General features: G+C 67.8%; 19 protein-coding genes. 10 read left to right on the plus strand and 9 right to left on the minus strand.

Features of this window, described 5'->3' with window-relative positions:
* Window positions 1-15: 15 nt before the first annotated feature.
* Both ACE37B_RS16850 and ACE37B_RS16855 read right to left on the minus strand, forming a co-directional pair.
* Complete coding sequence (locus tag ACE37B_RS16850) at window positions 16-858, minus strand: IS5 family transposase (RefSeq protein WP_409921328.1); 843 nt, start codon at window positions 856-858, stop codon at window positions 16-18.
* A gap of 126 nt (window positions 859-984) precedes the next feature.
* Window positions 985-1,626 (minus strand): IclR family transcriptional regulator, encoded by a 642-nt coding sequence (locus tag ACE37B_RS16855; RefSeq protein WP_409924497.1) that lies wholly within the window; start codon window positions 1,624-1,626, stop codon window positions 985-987.
* Window positions 1,627-1,683: 57 nt separating this feature from the next.
* Here ACE37B_RS16855 and leuC point away from each other — a divergent pair, with 57 nt between their 5' ends.
* Entirely contained in the window at window positions 1,684-3,102 is a 1,419-nt protein-coding gene (gene leuC / locus ACE37B_RS16860) for a 3-isopropylmalate dehydratase large subunit (RefSeq protein WP_409924498.1), read from the plus strand.
* Complete coding sequence (leuD, locus tag ACE37B_RS16865; protein WP_409924499.1) at window positions 3,099-3,683, plus strand: 3-isopropylmalate dehydratase small subunit; 585 nt, start codon at window positions 3,099-3,101, stop codon at window positions 3,681-3,683. The genes leuC and leuD overlap by 4 nt, the downstream gene beginning before the upstream one ends.
* 86 nt (window positions 3,684-3,769) lie before the next feature.
* Here the strand turns inward: leuD and ACE37B_RS16870 are convergent, their stop codons facing one another.
* On the minus strand, window positions 3,770-4,600 hold the full coding sequence (locus tag ACE37B_RS16870) for a GNAT family N-acetyltransferase (protein ID WP_409924500.1): 831 nt from the start codon (window positions 4,598-4,600) through the stop codon (window positions 3,770-3,772).
* Window positions 4,601-4,749: 149 nt separating this feature from the next.
* Between ACE37B_RS16870 and ACE37B_RS16875 the strand changes: the two genes are divergently transcribed.
* The 6 genes from ACE37B_RS16875 to ACE37B_RS16900 all read left to right on the plus strand — a co-directional run bounded on the left by ACE37B_RS16875 (window position 4,750) and on the right by ACE37B_RS16900 (window position 9,210).
* Window positions 4,750-4,989, plus strand: coding sequence for a cytochrome P450 (locus ACE37B_RS16875; RefSeq protein WP_409924501.1), 240 nt, complete (start codon window positions 4,750-4,752; stop codon window positions 4,987-4,989).
* Window positions 4,990-5,057: 68 nt separating this feature from the next.
* Complete coding sequence (locus ACE37B_RS16880; RefSeq protein WP_409924502.1) at window positions 5,058-5,447, plus strand: hypothetical protein; 390 nt, start codon at window positions 5,058-5,060, stop codon at window positions 5,445-5,447.
* Window positions 5,440-6,669 (plus strand): hypothetical protein, encoded by a 1,230-nt coding sequence (locus ACE37B_RS16885; protein WP_409924503.1) that lies wholly within the window; start codon window positions 5,440-5,442, stop codon window positions 6,667-6,669. The genes ACE37B_RS16880 and ACE37B_RS16885 overlap by 8 nt, the downstream gene beginning before the upstream one ends.
* A complete protein-coding gene (locus ACE37B_RS16890; RefSeq protein WP_409924504.1) occupies window positions 6,666-7,478 on the plus strand; it encodes a hypothetical protein in 813 nt (270 codons plus the stop codon). Before ACE37B_RS16885 ends, ACE37B_RS16890 begins: the two co-directional genes overlap by 4 nt.
* A gap of 20 nt (window positions 7,479-7,498) precedes the next feature.
* Window positions 7,499-7,771, plus strand: coding sequence for a hypothetical protein (locus tag ACE37B_RS16895; protein ID WP_409924505.1), 273 nt, complete (start codon window positions 7,499-7,501; stop codon window positions 7,769-7,771).
* Window positions 7,772-7,974: 203 nt separating this feature from the next.
* Entirely contained in the window at window positions 7,975-9,210 is a 1,236-nt protein-coding gene (locus tag ACE37B_RS16900; protein WP_409924506.1) for an MFS transporter, read from the plus strand.
* Between the two features lie 28 nt (window positions 9,211-9,238).
* On the opposite strand, the gene ACE37B_RS16905 is transcribed toward ACE37B_RS16900, so the two are convergent.
* The 3 genes from ACE37B_RS16905 to ACE37B_RS16915 form a co-directional block, all read right to left on the minus strand.
* Window positions 9,239-9,844, minus strand: a complete 606-nt coding sequence (locus ACE37B_RS16905; RefSeq protein ID WP_409924507.1) for a hypothetical protein — start codon at window positions 9,842-9,844, stop codon at window positions 9,239-9,241.
* 283 nt (window positions 9,845-10,127) lie between these two features.
* Window positions 10,128-10,652, minus strand: coding sequence for a hypothetical protein (locus ACE37B_RS16910; RefSeq protein ID WP_409924508.1), 525 nt, complete (start codon window positions 10,650-10,652; stop codon window positions 10,128-10,130).
* A 67-nt stretch (window positions 10,653-10,719) separates the two neighbouring features.
* Window positions 10,720-11,505 carry a type 1 glutamine amidotransferase gene (locus ACE37B_RS16915; protein ID WP_409924509.1) on the minus strand — a complete coding sequence of 262 codons (786 nt, stop codon included), beginning with the start codon at window positions 11,503-11,505 and terminating at the stop codon, window positions 10,720-10,722.
* A 74-nt stretch (window positions 11,506-11,579) separates the two neighbouring features.
* On the opposite strand from ACE37B_RS16915, the gene ACE37B_RS16920 reads away from it, so the two are divergent.
* On the plus strand, window positions 11,580-12,227 hold the full coding sequence (locus tag ACE37B_RS16920; RefSeq protein WP_409924510.1) for a TetR/AcrR family transcriptional regulator: 648 nt from the start codon (window positions 11,580-11,582) through the stop codon (window positions 12,225-12,227).
* Window positions 12,227-13,360, plus strand: a complete 1,134-nt coding sequence (locus ACE37B_RS16925) for an LLM class flavin-dependent oxidoreductase (RefSeq protein ID WP_409924511.1) — start codon at window positions 12,227-12,229, stop codon at window positions 13,358-13,360. The genes ACE37B_RS16920 and ACE37B_RS16925 overlap by 1 nt, the downstream gene beginning before the upstream one ends.
* A 39-nt stretch (window positions 13,361-13,399) precedes the next feature.
* Here the strand turns inward: ACE37B_RS16925 and ACE37B_RS16930 are convergent, their stop codons facing one another.
* The 3 genes from ACE37B_RS16930 to ACE37B_RS16940 all read right to left on the minus strand — a co-directional run bounded on the left by ACE37B_RS16930 (window position 13,400) and on the right by ACE37B_RS16940 (window position 16,667).
* Entirely contained in the window at window positions 13,400-14,707 is a 1,308-nt protein-coding gene (locus ACE37B_RS16930) for a diguanylate cyclase domain-containing protein (protein ID WP_409924512.1), read from the minus strand.
* Window positions 14,708-14,826: 119 nt separating this feature from the next.
* Window positions 14,827-15,417 (minus strand): hypothetical protein, encoded by a 591-nt coding sequence (locus tag ACE37B_RS16935; protein ID WP_409924513.1) that lies wholly within the window; start codon window positions 15,415-15,417, stop codon window positions 14,827-14,829.
* A 206-nt stretch (window positions 15,418-15,623) separates the two neighbouring features.
* A complete protein-coding gene (locus tag ACE37B_RS16940) occupies window positions 15,624-16,667 on the minus strand; it encodes a 1-aminocyclopropane-1-carboxylate deaminase (protein WP_409924514.1) in 1,044 nt (347 codons plus the stop codon).
* Window positions 16,668-16,677: the final 10 nt, after the last annotated feature.

A 16,677-nucleotide genomic window follows, 5' to 3' on the forward strand; every position in this document is an offset into this window, starting at 1 on the left:
TTTGTGTCAGGAGCGTCAGCGGATAGGGCGGTAGTTGGTGTTGCGGTGGTCGATGAGTCGTGCGGTGATGAGGAACACGGTTGCGAGGCAGAGGGCGGCGTGGCGGTGTGTTGCTCGGCGGTCGGTGTTGCGTTGGATTTGGCCGTAGTTGGTGAACCAGGAGTGGGTGCGTTCAGCGACCCAGCGGCGCCCGAATCCGACGAGTTGGATGCGGCCCTGACCTGGCTGGTTTCGTGGGATCACGTTCACGTCGCCGATCGTGTAGTCGGCGAGTCTGTCGGGGAGTGATTTGTAGCCGAATCCTCGGTCGAGGTGCAGGGTGCCGATCCGTGCGGTGACGGGATGTGCGGTGATCGCGTTGAGGGTGGGTTGCAACAGTCGGTAGTCCTGGCGGTTTGCGCCGTCGATGACCCAGCCGATCGGGATGCCGTCGGCGTCGACGCCGGCGCACCACTTCCAGCCCAGACGACCGTGGGTTTTCGGGCCTGCAGCGGTTCCTTCACCCCCGCACGGGGCAAAGTGTTCGCTGCCGTCGATGGTGACATGGGTCGGGTCCAGACCGATGATTCGGTCGTACGCGGCCAGTGCTTGCTCGAGCAGTTGATCGAACACCCCGGCGTCGATCCACTCGTCGCGACGGGACCGCAGGGTGGTGTCGGACACGGTGTAGCCCATCAAGAACTCGACGGTCTCCCACGATGCGCCCGTCACGAGACGAATCAACAGACCCCGCAAACAAACCAGGTCGTCGATACGGGGCCGATGACAACCCAACGGATGTTCGGGCCGGTCCGGGAGCAAGCCTCGGATCGTTTCGAACACCGCATCGTGGACTTCAGAATCGAGCGCGCGCATCATATGGGTGACCTCCCCGGTCGGTTAGTTGGGTCGCACTCGGTATGAAAACCGAGCCAACCCACCGACCGGTGGATGGTCACCTATCCGCGCGACCTCCAGACACAAACCGATACGCCGCGCATCCGGTCAGTCCAGGGCATCAGCGAGTCGGTTCGCTGCGACGACGACCGCAACACCGAAGCGTTTGCCGGGCTGTTTCGAGAGACGTTCGATCGGGCCGCTCACCGACACCGCTGCCACGACGCCCGAGCCGTTCGTGACCGGCGCGCTCACCGACGCCACGCCGGACTCGCGTTCACCGACGCTCTGCATCCAGCCCATGCGGGTCGCGGAACCGGTCAACACGCGGCCGGCCGATCCTGCGTCGAGCGGGAAAAGCGCGCCCTCGGGAACGATCCACCGCAGCCCGTGCGGCGTCTCGAGCGACAGCAGGCACCGACGCTGCTCCCCCTCCTTGACGAACAGCTGCACACTCTCACCCGTCTCGTCGCGCAGTTCGGCCAGGATCGGGCGGGCCGTGTCGACCAGCGAGAAGCGCGACTGCGCCGCCTGCCCCAGCGCGACGAGTGCGTAGCCGAGCTCGAAGCGACCCTCCAGGTCGCGGCGCAACACACCGTGTCCTTCCAGGGCCATCGCGAGCCGATGCGCGGTCGCGCGGGGCAATCCGGTGTCGGCTTGGAGATCGGCGAGCGAGCGCGGCCCACGACCGACCGAGCGCATCACCGTCATCGCCTTGTCGAGAACCCCGACGCCGGTTACGATGTCCATATCCAGGGAATAGTATCCCATTATTTGAGACGACGCAACGGAACGAGTGAGGACCCAATGAGCAGCACGGCCAAGACACTTCCCGAGAAGGTGTGGGAGCGCCACCTGGTGCGCAGCGCGCCGGGCGAACCGGACCTGCTCTACATCGACCTCCACCTCGTCCACGAGGTCACGAGCCCACAGGCGTTCGATGGCCTTCGGCTCTCCGGACGCAAGGTCCGCCGGCCGGAGTTGACGATCGCGACCGAAGACCACAACGTGCCGACCGCCGACATCGATCAGCCGATCGCCGATCCGATCTCCGCCAAGCAGGTCGACACCTTGCGCGCCAACACCGCCGAGTTCGGCATCACCAACTTCCCGATGGGCGACCCCGACCAGGGCATCGTCCACGTCATCGGCCCCGAGCAGGGCCGCACGATGCCCGGCATGACCATCGTGTGTGGCGACTCACACACGGCGACGCACGGCGCGTTCGGAGCGATTGCGTTCGGCATCGGCACGAGCGAGGTCGAGCACGTCCTCGCCACCCAGACGCTGCCTCAGGAACGCCCCAAGTGGATGTCGGTCACCGTCGACGGCGAACTACAGCCCGGCGTCACCGCAAAGGACGTGATCCTCGCGATCCTCGGCGAGATCGGCACCTCCGGCGGCATCGGCCACGTGATCGAGTACCGCGGCTCGGCGATCACGTCGCTGTCGATGGAAGGCCGCATGACGGTGTGCAACATGTCGATCGAGGCGGGGGCGAAGGCCGGGCTGATCGCACCCGATCAGGTCACCTTCGACTACCTGCAGGGCCGCGACCACGCTCCGAAGGGCGCCGACTGGGACGCCGCCGTGGCCGACTGGTCGACGCTGTTCACCGACGAAGGCGCCGCCTGGGACAAAGAGGTGGTCCTCGACGCCTCGACGATCGCACCGCACGTCACGTGGGGCACCAACCCGGGCCAGGTGTCGTCGATCGACACGCCGATCCCCGACCCGGCGAGCTTCGACAACCCGACGACTCGCGAAACCGTGCAGCGCGCACTCGAGTACATGGGCCTCGAGCCCGGAACCTCCATGAGCGACGTCGCCGTCGACACCGTGTTCATCGGCTCGTGCACCAACAGCCGCATCGAAGATCTGCGCGCCGCGGCCGCGGTGCTCGAGGGGCGCACGGTCACGGTGCCGCGCGTGATGATCGTCCCCGGCAGTCACCGGGTGAAGGATCAGGCCGTCGCCGAAGGCCTCGATCAGATCTTCATCGCGGCAGGCGCCGACTGGCGCGAACCCGGCTGCTCGATGTGTCTGGCGATGAACCCCGACAAGCTCGCGCCGCGCGAGCGGGCGGCGAGCACGTCGAACCGCAACTTCGAAGGGCGCCAGGGCCCCGGCGGGCGCACCCACCTCGTCTCCCCCGCGGTCGCCGCCGCCACCGCGGTGAAGGGCACGTTCTGTACACCTGCCGACCTGGAAGGGGTGACGTCATGAAGGCCGTGCAGATCATCAACGGAACGGGGGTGCCGCTCAAGCGCAGCGACGTCGACACCGACCAGATCATCCCGGCGGTGTGGCTCAAGCAGGTGGAGCGGACCGGCTTCGAGAAGGGGTTGTTCTCGGCGTGGCGCGACGAGCCCGGGTTCGTCCTCAACGACGAACGGTATGCAGGTGCCAACATCCTCGTCGCCGGCGCCGCGTTCGGTGTCGGGTCGTCACGCGAGCACGCGGTGTGGGCGATCCAGCAGTACGGCTTCGACGCGGTCATCGCACCGAGCTACTCCGACATCTTCTACAACAACTGCACCAAGAATGGCCTCGTGCCGGTGACGGTGCCCGAAGACGTCGTCGAGGCGATCTGGGCGGCCATCGAAGCCGACCCGCAGACGGCGATCGTCGTCGACGTCGAACGCCGAACCGTCGAGGTGCCCGCCGCCGGTCTCGTCGCCGACTTCCCGATGGCCGACGCGACCCAGCATCGGTTCCTCAACGGCCTCGACGACATCGGCATCACCCTCGCCAGCGCGGACGCCATCGACGCCTACGAAGCCGCCCGCCCCAGCTACCTCGGCTGACACTCCGCTGCGATGAGCATCGGTGGGAACCGTCCGCACCGGATCTCATCGGTGACGGCTGGAACGACGCCTCGACTGCCCAGCACTCACTCGGTCGGGAACGAGACGGCGCCGATGGTGGTGGAGAGCGTGAAGCCGAGCGTCTCGGCGACACGGTTCGACGCCAGGTTGTCGACGTTGCACCGATAGAGCAGGCGACGTCCTTCGGACTGACGCCGACGGACGAACTCGTACACGGCCAACGCTCCGAGCCGCCGGCCCCGCCACTCGGGATGAGTGAGCACGGCGACGTCGTCGAGGAGCGGGTCGAGTTCTTGAGGCCGACCGCTGGCGTACGCGGCGATCGTGCCGTCAGACGCGACGAGCAACGTGATCGCCGGATCGAGTTGGTCAAGGTCGAGGTCGGCCTCGTCGACGTCGTCGGGGTCGCAGTCGGCGATCAGCGCAGCCAGCATCGAGATCACCTCCTCGCCGATCGGCTCGATGGCGCCAACGTTCCCGCCGATCCCCTCGTCGATCGCCTCGTCGATCGCCTTGTCGATCGCCTTGTCACCGGTGACGTGGCGGACGACGAGTTCGTCTGCGTCGGCGTCCGGTCGGCGCGGCGCGGCGTCGAGCACGCGATTGTGGCCGTACCCGACGAGCTGGGCTCCGAGGCGCTCGGCCGCTGCGACGAACTCCGCTGCCGACAGCGGGCTCGACGACGCGACCGAGGAGAGCCGCTCTGCGACGTCGGCGTCGCACCAGACGATCGACGCGCCGGGCGTCGGATAGCACGTCGCCGTGCCGGTTCCGGCTCGATCGCGGTCGACCACGACCATCGTCCCGGGGCGGACTGGCTCACCGAGCATCGACTCGGCCGACTCGCGCAACGCGGCGAGATAGCGCGCCGACGGCGGGGGTGATGCCGGTGACATCGGTCAGAACCTAGTGTCCTGCCAGGCTGATCTGTGATCGAATTCGGTGTTGGTGACTGCGTGATGTTGCACCGGTTTCTTGGACACGGGGTTCTGGCAGATTCGGCTGTCCGTGGTCGTGGCGCCACTTGTCAGCGTATTCGGTTGGGGTGAGGAGACCCCCCGAAGCACCCGCTGCCCAACAAACCCAACCTGTCACCGAACCGTGCAGCAGACCCTTCGGTGGCGGTCCGCACTTCTGCCTCGGCGCCGCGCTGGCCCGACTGGAGGGCCAGATCGCCATCCCGCGCATCATCCGCCGGTTCCCGAATCTGGCACTCGCCGCCGAGCCCGAATTCGAGCCGCGCGTGGTGCTCCGCGGCGTCGCCCGCCTCGACGTCACCGTCTGACATCGTCGACGCCCGCACGACTCGTCGCCGTCGAGATATCGTTTCGAGCAGACCGAAGGGGTGTACCGGTGGCGACGGCAGATCAGTTCCGACAGGCGGCAAACGACGCCCGTTCGGCGATCGCTGACGCCGAAGATGCCGAACGGATCTGCAGGTTGTATCGCCATGACACCGGCCTGATCGGTGGCCGCGTCCGCGAGTCGGTCGAGTGGGCCTTCGATTCGTCGGTCTTCAACGCCCGGTCGCTGGCGGACGACTGCGCCGCACTGGCCATCGAACTCGATGCCCGAGCGACCGTCTGCGATCAGTACAACCTCGCCTACGACAACTACCTGAACGCCCGCAGCAACTGGGCCGCACGCTACGAGCGGTTCGCCGACGGCGACGACGGCGCCAGCCACCCGGGGCCGATGCCGACGCCACCGTCCAAACCCGAGCCGTGGGTCACCCGTGGGTGACGCGACCGGTTTCGTCGGCGCCGACCCCGGCCAGGCCCGTTGGGTGGCGAAGCGACTGCGAGCGGCGGTTGAGCACGTCGAGAACGTCCGCGCGTTGTGTGACCGCATCGCGTCGAGCGTCGCAGCGCACGACCTGACCAGTGCGGCGCAGTTGCGCTCGGTGGAAGTCATCCACGAGCTCGATTCGACGGCCGTCATCCTCGAGCTGAAAGCCGACCTGATCGAGGCCGCCGACTCCGGACGATCGGTTCGCAGCGTCGAGCATCTGATGAGCCGACTCGACGCCACATTGGACGATCTCGATCGTCGCCTCGCCAACGAAATCGGACCCGGTGCCGGCGACGACCGCCGGCGGTTCATCGAAACGCTGGTCTTCCCCGATGGGGTGCCCGAACCCCCTGTGTTCGCGCCCGGCGGCTCCCACGCCTGGAGCGCCGCCACCGTCACCGCAGTCGTCCTCGACACGCTCGATCCGGATTTCGTGGCCGACTACTGGGATCTGCTGGGCGCCGACGAGCGGTTCGCCGTCATCCAGGTCGAACCCGGCTCGGTGAGCGACCAGGTGCTGGCCGGACGACTCGTCCTCGACGAGATCGAGGAACTCGCCCTGCTCGTCCAACCCGTGGCCGTGCTCCACCCGCCATACCGGTCACGGGTGCCGACCACCGGAGTCGACACCGATTGGCTCGGCCAGCCCATTCCACCCGCCACGTCCGTCGGCGCCGATCACGACGCCGTGGTGCGAGCAGACCCGCACAACGAGGGAGGCGGGATTGCGTTCATGCCCGAGAACGTGGCGTGCACGGCGATTCAGGCGATCTCGCTGATTCCTTCCCGGCCCGATCCGTCGGTGGTCGGTGGTGCTGCGGTCGCGGCCAACGCGGGGATGATGGGGTGGACGATTGCGAAGGGAGGCGCCACGCCGCTCAAGCTGCTCAGTCCGGCCGGCTGGGCGGCCACCGCTGCCGACCTGGGGCTGTGCCGACTCGAACTCGGGTCGGGCGCGCCGATCTCGACCAGACGGGTGCTCGATGGGTCGGGCACGATGGTCTACGAAGACTCGCGCAGCCCGACGCAGCCGCACATGAACACCCACGGCGTGCCGCTCTCGCCCGACCTCGAGGTTCGCGACGAGGATCGTTGGCGCCTCGAACACCAAGGCGCTGAGTGGAAGCCCTACCCGGGGTACCCGGCCTATCCCGAGAACGCACCGGATTCGTGACCGCACTGTTGTCGGCGCAGTGGAGGCGCCTGGCGGTCGCTGTGGCGATCGGTGGTTCGGTCGTCGCTGCGTGCGGATCGGAGGCCAACGAGCAGACCGCACCACTTCGCGCCGTGGTGTCCGACGCCGACGTCGTCGCCGACATCGAGCCGACCATCGACGAGCTCCCGATCGATCCGGTACGCGGCGTGATGCACCTCCTCGGGCCGGCCGGCGACGACGACCCGGTTGCCTTGGTGGAGGTGTTCTTCGATGCCGGCGCCCAGGTTCCTCGACAGGACCGCCAACTCGACGACGGGGCGTGGGTGCAACTCGACAGCGTCGACGAGCCCCGTCGCCGACGCGAAGCGACCTTCCTCGGACCAGCCGGCGAGTACGTCCACCTCGGATCCAGCGATCCCGACATCGATCTCGACGATGTGATCGCACTGGTCGGCCAGGTCACGATCGACGGCAGCGATCTCGAGCTCGACCGGGCCGGATGGGATGTCCTTGCTTCGGTGCCCATCCCGGTCTTCGACGACGGTTTCGTCACCCGCTACCCCATCGCCGACGGCGAGGTGACGATCTACGCCAACCCCGAGGTCGCAGGCGCCATGACCCTGTATCGGTATGGCAGCGTGGTCGACGCCGAGGTCAACGGTGTGCCTGCGCTCCGCTACGACGAGACCTCGCCGACCCGCGGCTACATCTTCTTGCTCGATGGGGTCATCGTCGACCTGCGCGACGACACCCCACCGGGCACGTTGTCCGATGCCGAGCTGCTGGCGATCGCCGAGGGTGCCCGAATCGGGGCGGCCGATGTCTGAGATGGAGAGCCGGTGAGGCAATGGGAATCCTGAGGGACGGCCGCGAGATGGACGATCTCGGCTTCCAGGCCCGCCATCCGATCGGCGGATTCTTTGCGGCGAGCCGCTACACCGACTTCAGGTTCAACTGGTTGCTGGTGCTCATCGGCCCGGTGCTGATGGTGGTCGCTTCGCTCGCTGGCGCGTGGGGTTGGGCGGGTTTCGCCGCGGTGATGACCGTGTTCTTGGTCTGGAAGTTTCGGCGCTACCGCCAGCGGGTGACCGCCGAGGCAGCAGCGCGCGGGCGACCCTGAAGTGAGCCCCGGTTTCTGATCCAGGTGTGGTGCGTCTCGATTCCTCCCGTCGTCGGCGGCCTCCTCGTCTTCGACGTGAGATCGGTTGACCTCCGTGACGGGTATCGACTCGGTCGGTGGTGGCGACGGTTTCAGTCCTGGGTCGTCGCGTGGGAGCGCGCGCCGACACGAGATCGGTTTCGTCGCGCTGCAACACTCTCCGGGTGACGTCCGTACGAACACCGAGTGAACACACGGCAAACGCCATCTCGGTGCCGGCGTTCCGTGCGCTGTGGTCGTGCAACGTCGCGTTCTTCCTGGTCATGAACGCACAACGCTTCGCGTTCGGCTGGGTCGTGCTCGACCTGTTGCTCGAAGACGAGAGCCGCCAGGGCATCATCGTGTTCACGCTCGGCGCGCCGACCGCGCTCCTCGTCCTGCAGGCCGGAGCGTGGGCGGATCGATGGGATCGTCGCCGGATGCTGATCGCCACGCAGCTCGCGTCGGCCGCCGTCATGGCGGCCACCGGATTCTGGATCCGTGCCGGCGACCTCCAGTTCGGCTGGCTGGTCGCCGCGACGCTGCTTGCCGGCTCAGCGACGGCGATCGGCCAGCCGGTGCGCTCGTCGCTGATCCCTGCCTTGGTGCCGCGTCAGCAGCTCTTCAGCGCGATCGCGCTGAACGCCATCGCGATGACCCTGTCGCTGATCCTCGGGCCGGTGCTCGTCAAGCTGGTGGGCGACCAGTTCGGATTCGACGGTGCGTTCTTCTTCCAGGCCGGTCTGCTCGTGCTCGGCTCGATGTTCCTGATCCGGCTCGACGTACCGCCCCACGACGCCGAACGTGAGCGAGCGTCCATCCTCGCCGACACCCGTGAAGCCGCTCGCCACATCCTCGACGACCGGCACCTGAAGACGCTGTTCGGACTCCTGCTCACCGCCAGTCTGACGATCAACCCGGCCGTGATGGTGACGTTGCAGGCGCACGTGAAAGACGAACTGGGTCGAAGCGCCGGCGACGCGGCCATCCCGTTCGCGGCGATGGGGCTCGGTATGGCGATCTCGTCGTTCTTCCTGATGCGCAAAGGCGACATGGCCAACAAGGGCGCTGTGTTCCAGCGGGCGATGATGGCCGGGACGTCGATCACGTTCCTGACCGGACTCAGCAACAGCTTCTGGCAGGTGGTCGCCCTCGCCGGCGTGATGGGACTCGCCGGCGGGTTCTTCATCAACATGAACCAGGGCCTCATCCAGGCCAACACGCCGCATGCGTTGATGGGCCGAGTGATGGGGGTCTACACGCTGGTCGCGAACGGTCTGTTCCCGCTCGGAGCGTTGATCATCGGCGTCGCAGCGACGAAGTTCGGTACCGGCGTCGCGATCTGCACCGCCGGCCTCCTCGGCTTCTCGATCGTCGCGACGACCTACGTACGCAACGCCGAGCTGCGCCGTCTGGCCTGACCGCGACACCGTTGCCGGCGCCGACGATTCACAGGGAGGCGCCGAAGGTGTCGTAGGGGCGTCCTCGTTCGGCGGCGAGCATCCGTCCGGCATCGAGTTGGTACGGACTGATCCCTCCGGCGGTCCAAGGTCCGGGCGACCCGGCTGCCAAGGCCGCCGCGGACTTCGGGACGATGCCGAACCGCTCGCGCACGTCGTCGACCGGCTCGTCGGCCAGCGACCAGAAATCGACGGCGAGGAAGTCGACACTGCCCTTGCAGAGCGCGCCTCGCCGGAGCGCGTCGGCGAAGCGATCGGTCATCCCCTTCGACGAGAGGTGGCCGGGGTCGGCTTCGAAGATTCCCGCTGCGCCGGGGAGCGCTCCTGTCTGGAACAGGTTGACGACCATGGCGAGGAGTGTGAACGCCTGCGGGTTGTCACTGGCCCGCGCGATGAAGGCGAACACCTCCAACTCCGACGCCACGACGCTGCCGTAGTCGGCGAGGACGTGGACCCAGTCGTGCTGGGCGAGCAGCGGTGGGGCCGAGCCCGGCTCCCCAGGGAATCGGAAGCCGCGCGCGACGTAGAAGTCGTGGACACCTCGCCCGACCGTGCCGACGGGGAGGTCTGCGAGCGAGCGCCATCGGTCGGCCAACGCAGGGTGGTCGACGGTCGACGTCCACGCGTAGATCTTGTCGTCGTGCGTGCGCAGCGGGGTGAACGCGGAGAGGTCGAGATCGTCGAGGTCACCGCCTCGAACAACCGCCGTTGCAGCTCGGTGAGGTGGTCGCCGTCTCGCACCGCGCTCGCGAGTCCCCGGCTGATGAAGTGAACCTCGTCGGGGCCGGGCGGTTCGAGATCGGTGTCGGACGGGGAAGGAAGGGGAACGGCCATCGTCAGCAGCCTTGCGTCGCGTCAGTTGCTCGCGTCGACGAGCGTCACGCCACGTCCGGGCCGGCGTTGCGGATGTCGTCGACGCTGCGCAAGGCGTCGCGCAGCTCGGTCAGCCATTCCTCGGCGTTGCGACCGACGAGGCGAACGCACCAGGCGACGGCGTCGGCGCGAGAGCGAGCGATGTTGGCCTCGACGAGCGTGTCGAGTACCAGGCGCTCAGGCTGACGAAGGCGGGTCATCACCGGCGCAGCGAGGTGGGTGAACAGCGCGGTGCGTCCGTCGATCGTGACCGCCCACGCGACCTTGCGCTCGAAGCGGTGCTCGGCTTCCCGGGCGATCGCCATGCGACGCTCGCGGGTGTCTTCGCGGAAGCGAGTGACCGCGCCGTCGAAGGCTTCGGCCCGGTCGGCGTCGGAGGCGTCGTCGGGAAGCGGTGTGGGTGAGATGGTGACGTCGACCGTGATCTCGTCGCGGTCGATGGTGACGGTCGGAGGTGTAGCGGTCCACTCGTCGGGAAGACGGGCAGCGAACCAGGAACGAATGGCGGACGGTTCCGTGTGGGCGGTCATGCCGTGAGCCTACGAGCCAATTACATGATTACAACACTTTCTCCATTACAGAAGCGGCCCGCTGAGTTCACTCGACCGGCCCGATGCCCGTCAGCGCCGCCGCGATCCAAGCGCCGACACGATCACGATCGAGCGGCGTTTCGAGTGACGCATCGGCGTCGGCAACTCGTTGCGGGCCGACCGCGTCGAGGCGCTTGCGGTGCAGCGACCGCGCCAGCGCCGCGGTGAACTCGGGGTGCCCTTGGATCGCCAGCGCTCGACCTGCGGTGAACGCGGCCACGGGGCACGTCGGTGCGCTCGCCAGCAACTCGGCGCCCGACGGCAGTTCGAGCACCTGGTCCCGATGGCTCGCCACCAACCGGAACCCGTCCAGATGTCCGCCGTCCGAACGCACGGCGTCGTCGATCACCGACTCCCCCGGGGCAGGGCGGTGGAGCCGGTAGTCGATGGCGCCGATGTTCCAGCCGCCCGGCGCTCGCTCGACCGCCGCGCCCAACACCCGACCGATCATCTGATGTCCGAAGCAGACGCCCACGAGCGGTCGATCGTCGGCGAGCACCCGCTCCGTGAAGCGAGCGAGGCCGTGGATCCACTCGACGTCGTCGTAGACGCTGAGGCGAGACCCCGGGATGATCCAGCCGTCGCCCTCCGTGGTGGACGCCGGCAGCTGGCCGAGATCCGCGCGGTATCGCACGAGGTCGAGACCTCGGCCGGACAGCAAGCGATCGAAGAGCACCTCGTAGTCGCCGTCGACCGCCGCATCCTCGGGATCGAGACGGTCGCACTGGAGCAGACCGATTCGCACCGGATCAGCACGAGGGACACCGGTACGGGGAGGATCGCTGTGCGGCACGACCGGATTCTAGGGGCGCCGTGAAGTGTCATCGCAGTTGGTGATGGCCTATCACAAGCGACTACCGTCAGCGCATGGCCGACACCCGAACTGCGACTCGTGGCGACCTGAGCAGCGAGGCGATCGTCGCCGCGGCACTGCGGATCATCGAGGAGGACGGCCTCGACGTGCTCACCGGCACGCGGATCGCCGACGAACTCGGGGTGACGCAGCCGGCCATCTACCGTCATGTCGACGGCGTGGACGACGTCTGGCGAGGGCTGGGACTCGTCGGTCGCCAGCAACTGGCCGAGTCGTTGATGCACGCGGCGATCGGTCGGAGCGGGGCCGATGCGATCCGATCGGTCGCTCATGCGTGGCTCACGTTCACGCGCGAACACCGAGCGCTGTACGCGGCGACCGACCGGTATCCCTGCGCCGGCGATCCCGACCTCGAAGCCGCGGTCGACACGGTCGTCGGCGTCCTCGCCGCCGCGTTGCGCGGCTACGGCCTCCCCGAGGCGGCCGCCGTCGACGCCAGTCGGCTGTTGCGCAGTTTCCTGCACGGGTTTGCCCACCTCGAAGCCGGTGACGGCCATCCGCACCCACTCGACAACGACGAGAGCTTCGAGCGCATCGTCGAACTGCTCATCACGGTGCTCCCCGCCCTCGACCCCGCCGTCTCCCACGAGTTCTCTCCCGGCACGTCCACTCCCGACCCACCCCCGATCGAGGCCCACTGATGTCCGACTCCGCCGCACCGTCACCGGTGAAGATGCACTGGTTCCTCCCGACCGGCGGCGACAGCCGAGACGTTCTCCCGGGCTCGTCGACGTCGGCACGCCCACCGAGCCATGCGTACCTCGCTCAGGTCGCGCTCGCTGCCGAAGCCGCAGGGTTCGAGGCGGTGCTCACGCCGTGCGGCACCGGCTGCGAAGACGCGTGGATCGCGACGGCATCGCTCATCCCGATCACCACGCGCCTGAAGTTCCTCGTCGCGTTCCGACCCGGACTGCTGTCACCGACGCTCGCCGCACAGATGGCGAGCACCTACCAGCGCATGTCCGGTGGGCGGATGCTCGTCAACGTCGTCACGGGCGCCGAGCCGCGCGAGCTCAAGCGCTTCGGCGACCATGCCGACAAGGCGACCCGCTACGAACGCACCGGTGAGTTCCTCGACGTGATGCGTCGAGCGTGGAGCGGCGAGCCGATCGACTTCGACGGGGCGCATTACTCGATCGAAGGTGCCACCACGCGAGCGGTGCCCGACCCGATGCCCGAGATCTACTTCGGTGGCGCGTCCGACGAGGCCAAGGACGTCGCCGCACGCCACGCCGACGTGTACCTCGTGTGGGGTGAGCCGCCCGAGAGCGCGAAGCGCCAGGCCGACGACATCGCCGCCCGCGCCCAGCGATTCGGCCGCACACTGCGGTTCGGCATCCGGTTCCACGTGATCTGCCGCCCGACCGCCGAGGAGGCCTGGGCCGAAGCCGACCGACTGCTGGCCGGCATCAGCGACGACGACATCGCGGCGGCTCGCGCCGACTTCGAGACCACGATGTCGGAGGGCCAGCGCCGGATGGCCGAGCTCCACAGCTCCGAACGCGGCCGCCTGGTCATCCACCCCAACGTCTGGGCCGGGATCGGACTCGTTCGCGGCGGCGCCGGTACCGCGCTCGTCGGATCGTTCTCCGAGGTCGCCGACCGGATCGAGGAGTACCGCGACCACGGCTTCAGCGAGTTCATCCTCTCCGGTTACCCGCACCTCGAAGAGGCCCAGTGGGCCGGCGAAGGGCTCCTCCCGGAACTGCGGCGCCGCGGGATCGTCGCACCGTCGAGCAGCAACGCCGAGGCCCCGGTCTTCTCGTTCCGCTGACACGCTTTCGTTCGACGGGGTCGCACGGGCAGCGCCGCGTCAACGACCGGCGCGTCGGGCCGACTTTTCGGCCAGGGAGCGCTCGTCAGCGAGCGCGAGCAAGGCGTCGAGATTCATGACACTCCGGTTCGTGTCGTCCCGGTTCGTGTCGTCCCGGTTCGCGACTTCCCGGCCAGCGACTTCCCGGTTCGTGGCGACGCCGATCGACATCGAGAGCCGCCGTCCGTGGATTTCCGGCGCGTCGACGAGCGCTGATCGGATCCGGCCCACGATCGAGTCGAGATCGAGACGGTCGCTGCCGGTGCCGGTACCCACAACGAGGATGCCGAATTCGTCACCGCCCAGTCGTGCGACGTGCGCATCGTCGGGAGCGGCTTCGCTGAGGAGACGTGCGGCCGCGCACAGGTAGCGATCGCCGGCCTCGTGGCCGAGGGTGTCGTTGAGCGCCTTCAGCCCGTCGACGTCACTCATGAGCACGACGACCTCGATCGACGGGTCGGCTGCCACGGCGGTCGCGGCGGCGGCAACGGCCTCGTCCCATGCGCGACGGTTGGGGAGGTCGGTCAGCGGGTCGGTGCGGGCGACGGTCATCTCACCTTCGAACGCCGAACCGATGGTCACCACCCGCTCGAACGACTCGACTCGATCCCGTGCGACGAGTGCGAGCACGCCGACCTGCGGCAGCGCGAGCAGCACCGCCCAGCCGGTCGCACCGGCTGCGAGCACTGCGGTGAGACCGACCGGAGCCAGGAGCGAGTCGATGGCGTAGGTCCAACGAAGCGGCTGCACCAGGACCCCGAGCGAGAGACCGACCGCAGCGCAGCGGATCGCAGCGACCACCGAGTCGGCAGCGAATTGCGCGACGAGGGCAAGGAGGTACCAACGCCAGCTCGACAGCGACAGCTCCGGGTCGGCCGTCCAGAACACGACTGCGGCGCCGACAGCGTGCCATCCGCCCGTGGCGCCGACGAGGAGCTGATGCCACCAGTCGATCGACCACTGTGGTCGCCGCTCGACGAGGATCCCCGCGGCGACGACGACAGGGACCAGCAGCGGCGGCAGCACCAGCAGCGCAACGACGAGGATCGGCTGCGTCGCGACCGCCATGCCGGCGGTCGACTCGAACACGACGCGTCCTGCGAGAACATGTGCGACCACGAGGGCCGCCAGCAATCCGAACTCGGCCGGATCGAGCTGAGGCGTCCGGAGCAGCCCGAGAAGGACCACGACGAGAAATCCGCCACCGAGCATCACAGCGGTGACAGTGTCGGAGCGAGACACGTCATGGCGCCGATCGCGCAGCTCGGACGTCGCCCGAGCTTCATCGACGAGTGTCTCGGTGTCCACCACTTCGTATCGGCACCGGGGCGTTGGTACTCAAGCCCTTGTCGACGGCGCCGCGACGAACGCGGAGTTGCCCGACGCGCCCGCGAGGTGAGCCGGTCGACGTCGCCGTGTGGCGTGGATCAGCGGGGCCGCCAGGGGTCGACCATCACGTCGTCGATGATGATCGGACGGATGCCGGAGTTGCTGATCTCGATCGTGATCCACACGCGGCCGTCGCCGTCGCGTACCGAGGGGATTCTGATCGTCGGGGTCACATCCCAACCGCTCGACGACGTGCTCATCGCCCAGCTGCTGCTCCCCGATCCGTTCGTCGTCGCTGCGGTGATCTTCGTCGTGAGTCCACCGCCACCGGCAGGGGTCTCGTAGAAGAACCGCATCACGTCTTCGATCTCCGTGACGCACATGCGCACCGTGGCCGAACCACCAGGTCGAAGCTCCAGTGCTTTCGAGTGTCGGTTGCCGTTCACCTTCCACGGCGCCTGGTCATTCACCCGCTTCGCCCGGTCGAGCGTCCATCCTGCGGTGCCTTGCTCGAAATCACCGTTCTGAGCGAGGAAGTAGTCGCCGTGGTCGCCCCACTGCTTGAACGCCTGATGCGTCGATCGAGCCTGGCAGGGCATGTCGGCGTTGATCGTCGCCGCATTGGCAGCGACGATGCTGGTCGTCGCGATGGCGCTCGCCGTGAGGATTCGCATGAAGGAGCGGTGCATGGGGGTGTCTCTCGTTCTCCGGTATTCGTGGTGACGGAGACTCTGACACTTCGAGACATCGAGGGGAAGACCTCGGTTCGGATCTTGTCGACACTGTGATCGGACGTTGAGCGCATCCTGAATATGGAGGTGCTCACCGCCACGCCGAGCGCTGACGGAACACGGTGAGCGCTCGCCAATCGCGGCGCCGAAACGCTCCGGGCGACTCAGTGCGACAGGTCTCGTTCGGGTGAGCCGAGACCGGGGAAACCGGCATAGGCGGGCAACGCAGGCTGACCACCCAGGTGGCAGTAGAGCACTCTCGAACCGGCCGGGATCTCGCCGCTGCGGATCATCCCGATCAAGCCGGCCATCGACTTGCCCTCGTACACCGGGTCGGTCAGCATCGCTTCGGTGCGGGCGGCGAGATGGATCGCCTCGACCGTTCCGGCGTCGGGAACCCCGTAGGCAGGCCCCTCGTAGCCGGGTACGACGGTGATCTCGTCGTCGCGCAGCGGCCGTCCGAGTTCGATCTTCTCGGCGGTGTTCGTGGCGATGCGGGTGACCTGATCGATCGTCTGCTCCAACGTGCCCGACGCGTCGATACCGACCACGCGGCGGCCCGGCCGGTCGCTGAGCGCGAAGCCCGCGATCATGCCGGCGTGGCTGGAGCCGGTGACGGTGCAGACGATGATCGTGTCGAAGAACGTGTCGAGTTCGGCCTCTTGCGCTTCGACCTCGACGGCCCAGTTGGCGAAACCGAGTCCGCCGAGCGGATGGTCGGACGCGCCCGCGGGGATCGGGTAGGGCGTGCCGCCGGCCTCGATCACCGAGTCGATCGCCCGCTTCCAACTGTCGCGGATCCCGATGTCGAAGCCCGCCGGGTCGATCCGCACGTCGCCGCCCATGATGCGCGTGAGCTGAATGTTGCCGACCTTGTCGTAGACCATGTCGTTGTAGTCGACCCAGCCTTCCTGCACGGTCACGGCCTTCAGGCCGAGATGGCACGCGACGCCGGTGACCTGGCGCGTGTGGTTCGACTGGATGCCGCCGATCGACACCAGCGTGTCGCACCCCTGCGCGAGCGCGTCAGCGACGAGGTACTCGAGTTTGCGCACCTTGTTGCCACCGAAGGCGATGCCGGAGTTGCAGTCCTCTCGTTTCGCCCAGATCTCGACGTCGCCGCCGAGCGCTTCGCTCAAGCGGGGCAGCGGGTGGATCGGCGACGGACCGAAAAGCAGGGGCGTGCGGGGAAAATCGGAGAGTTTCATCGCATGCCAT

It is taken from the genome of Ilumatobacter sp. (assembly GCF_046290335.1).
In the GTDB taxonomy this organism is placed as follows: domain Bacteria; phylum Actinomycetota; class Acidimicrobiia; order Acidimicrobiales; family Ilumatobacteraceae; genus Ilumatobacter_A.